This window comes from Chitinophaga sp., assembly GCF_035761305.1.
GTDB lineage: Bacteria > Bacteroidota > Bacteroidia > Chitinophagales > Chitinophagaceae > Chitinophaga.
On record NZ_DASTRI010000248.1, the window covers coordinates 1 to 3,533 of the forward strand.

The window sequence follows — 3,533 nt, forward strand, 5'->3', positions numbered from 1 at the left end:
GCCTTCCAGTGAATTGTCAACCAGGTAGCAGCGGTGGCAATAAGGTATCATATCCGATAGCAGGTCGAGGGAACGGTAATATCGTTCCTCAATCTTACGGGGATCAACAGCATGTCCGCCCTTACGTACCCGTGCAGCCACGCGGTCGATATTGATCTGGGGCGATACTGTTGCAATAAAGTACAGGTAGTTTTTAAACCCCGCAGCATGTGCGTTCCTGAATACATCCAGTTTGGAGGGGTGCGACATCACTGTTTCAAAAGAAAATGTATTACCTTCTTCAATCAGCAGCTGCCGGAGAAATGCAGCAATTAAAGCCGCCTCATAGGAATGGGTATTTTTTCCAATCTTAATTATGTTATCTGAAAAGGTAAGATCAATTGCAAACCCGTCCCGGTTTGCTTTTTTCAATAATGTTGACTGCCGGAGGAAATCGGTAAAAGCGGTTTCTTCCGGGATTAAGCCATAATCTCCCAGGTTAATAAAGCCTTTTTCCCGCGCAGTTTTTTCTATATCATCCGCATTAACATATACACCGGTATAAAAGCTGTGCTGTACTTCTTTGATGGTGGTGCTTTTACCGGAGCCGTTTGGGCCTGCAAACACCCGCATACGGCTAACGTGTTTTTCTGACATAAAGCACCGTACCTTTCCTGAATTGTTTTTCCCTTACCTGGGTTGCCTGCTGAACGCGTTCAATACTGCCATCCGGCATCCGGCGTACTACCCATCCGTCTTGCCAGAAGGTTACAGGAATACCCAGCGCCTTATTTTCATTGATAGCATTCATTGCCACCCGTTTTCCAATAGTGGCAAAGACTGTTTCAACGCCGTTTTCCTCCAGCTCATTCAAATCTTTTTTCGGGATGCTTCTGTAAGCAGAAAAATGGAGATAACGGGGCTTTTTGCCTGTTCCTTTTCGTGAAGCTATCTTTCTGCTAATCCTTCTTTTCATATAAATTGCTATTACCTGCTTAGGGAAGATACTAAAATTCCACAATATGGCACTTTGATGGCTTGCAGGTGAGAATGCGCGTGTCAATTTCTCCATACATCTGTACAATTTTCCATTCCCCCGCCTTACCCTTTCCGTTATTTTAGCAGCCACGTTATGAAAATGTAGCAGCCTGGACGAACGATCCATTCCACACGCCCAAAATCTGAATTGTATGTACACATCCACGAAACGCAGCAGGCTAACCTGCCTGTTTGCGAAAGCATTCCTTTTTATCTTATTGGTCTGTAGCAGCTGCGCATCCGCTTTTGCACAGCAGCCGGTTATCGTTACCGGGCAGGTAACGGCGGCAGACAACAACAACCCGTTACCCGGCGTAACGGTAGCGCTCAAAGGCACCTCCACCGGTACAGTTACGGATAAGGACGGGCATTACCGGCTGTCTGTTCCCAGTGGCAGCGGCACGCTGGTATTTTCCTTCGTAGGCTATGCGCACAAGGAGGAGGAGATCGGCGGCCGCCGTAATATTAACATTGTGCTGGCGCAGGACCTGGCCGCTATTGAAGAAGTGGTGGTGGTAGGTTACGGCACCCGCAAAAAGAGCGATGTTACCGGCTCACTGTCGTCTGTAAGCGCGCAGCAGCTGAAGCAGGTGCCGGTACAAAGCGTGTCACAGGCCCTGCAGGGCAGGGCCGCCGGGGTAGATGTATCGGCCAGCAGCTTCCGCCCGGGCGATAACCCGCAGATACGCATACGCGGCAACCGCTCCCTTAAAGCCATCAACTACCCGCTGGTGGTGCTGGATGGTATTCCGCTGCCGGACAGCTCCAGCATCAACGACTTTAACCCTTCCGACATCGCATCCATAGAAATACTGAAAGATGCTTCCGCCACCGCCATTTACGGTTCCCGCGGCGCCAACGGCGTAATACTGGTAACCATGAAAAAGGGCAGGGCCGGCGCGCCTGTGGTTACCTACGATGGCTATGTGGGCTTTTCAAAACCGCTCACTACCCTTGATATGATGGACGGCGGCGAGTTTGCAGAGCTCCGCCGCGAAGCCTACCGCAACAACAGCGATCCTGACGACTACACAACGCCCTTCCCCAATCCCCGGCAGGATTATAACCTGTTTAAGGGCGACGCTAACATGTGGGAGTCCGTAGCACAGGGATATGAGTGGATAGACAAAGCCAACCTTATTCCAAGGTACCGCGCCGCCACGGCGGAAGAGCAGCAGCGCTTTGCCCTGTACGGCATGGGCGCCTTTGACTCCGTACCGGTGTACGACCCGCATAAGGTACGCACTACTGACTGGGCCAGGCTGGCGCTGCGCACCGGCATTAAGCAGGACCACCAGGTGAGCGTGTCCGGCGGATCGGAAAAAGTAAGGGTAGTACTGTCGCTGGGCTATTACAACGAAAGCGGCATACAAAAAACGCAGTCATTTGAACGGTACAATGTGCGCCTGGGACTGGATTATAATGTGAGCCGCATATTGCGTGTAGGCGGTTCCACCATGGCCAGCGTGGCTAACCAGCAATACGGCGCGCCCCTGTACTTTAATGCTATCGGGCAGCTGCCGCTGGCCGTGCCGTATGACAGCGCGGGTAATAAAATATACCAGCCCGGCGGCGATCCGCTCATCTTTAACCCGTTGTTCAATATCGATAACGTGATAGATGAACGCCGCACCACGCACGTAATGGGCAGCTATTATGCAGAGCTGCAGCTGACAGACGGCCTGCGCTTTCGCATGAACTTTGGCCCCGACTACCGCCAGTACCGCCGCGGGCAGTTCTATGGCTCTTTGAGCACCAACCGTAACCGTGGTACCTCACAGGCAATATATGACCAGCAGCAGCGCTTTTCCTACGTGCTGGAAAACCTGCTGTATTATGATAAGCAGTTTAACCGCCAGCACAGTGTAGGCGTAACGCTGCTGCAAAGTATACAGCATGAGAGGTATGAAGCATCCGGCCTTACGGTATCTAACCTGCCGTACGACAAGCAGCTGTTCTACAACCTGGGATCTACCAACAACAGCGGCCCCGATGCCTTTAGCAGCGATTATACACAGCGCAGGTTAATGTCGTACATGGGCCGGGTGAACTATGCCTTTAAAGACCGTTACCTGCTTACCGTGTCGGGCCGTTTCGATGGTTCTTCTGTGCTGGCGCCCGGCAACAAGTGGGAGTTCTTTCCCTCCTTTGCGCTGGCCTGGAAAATGCAGGAAGAAAATTTCCTGAAGAACGCTTCCTTCCTGGATGAGCTAAAGCTGCGCGTAGGCTACGGCAAAACCGGCAACTCCGCCATCAGCCCGTACACCGTGCAGGGCCGCCTGGTAAAAACCCGTTATGTATGGGGCGATAATCCTGCCTGGGGATATTTACCCAACCTTATTGCCAACCCCAGCCTGAAGTGGGAAGCCACCTACCAGCTGAACGCCGGTGTTGACTTCTCCTTTGCAAAAGGACGTATAACCGGTACCGTAGACCTGTACCAGGCCAATACCCGCGACCTGATCATGGACCGGCAGGTGCCCACCGTATCGGGCTTTGGGTTTATACAGGAAAAC

The 3,533-nt window shown here is 52.2% G+C and carries 3 protein-coding genes; 1 reads left to right on the forward strand and 2 read right to left on the reverse strand.

Annotated features, from left to right (window positions below; translation table 11 throughout):
* Together VFS25_RS20985 and VFS25_RS20990 are read right to left on the reverse strand one after the other, a co-directional pair.
* Positions 1-636 (reverse strand): zeta toxin family protein (locus VFS25_RS20985; protein ID WP_326464140.1); only part of this gene is annotated, 636 nt, incomplete at its 3' end.
* The gene (locus VFS25_RS20990) at positions 617-1,051 is read right to left on the reverse strand and encodes a hypothetical protein (RefSeq protein WP_326464141.1); all 435 of its coding nucleotides are present in this window, start codon (positions 1,049-1,051) and stop codon (positions 617-619) included. The genes VFS25_RS20990 and VFS25_RS20985, both read right to left, overlap by 20 nt.
* Positions 1,052-1,169: 118 nt before the next feature.
* On the opposite strand from VFS25_RS20990, the gene VFS25_RS20995 reads away from it, so the two are divergent.
* A partial coding sequence (locus VFS25_RS20995; RefSeq protein WP_326464142.1) for a SusC/RagA family TonB-linked outer membrane protein occupies positions 1,170-3,533 on the forward strand: 2,364 nt, incomplete at its 3' end.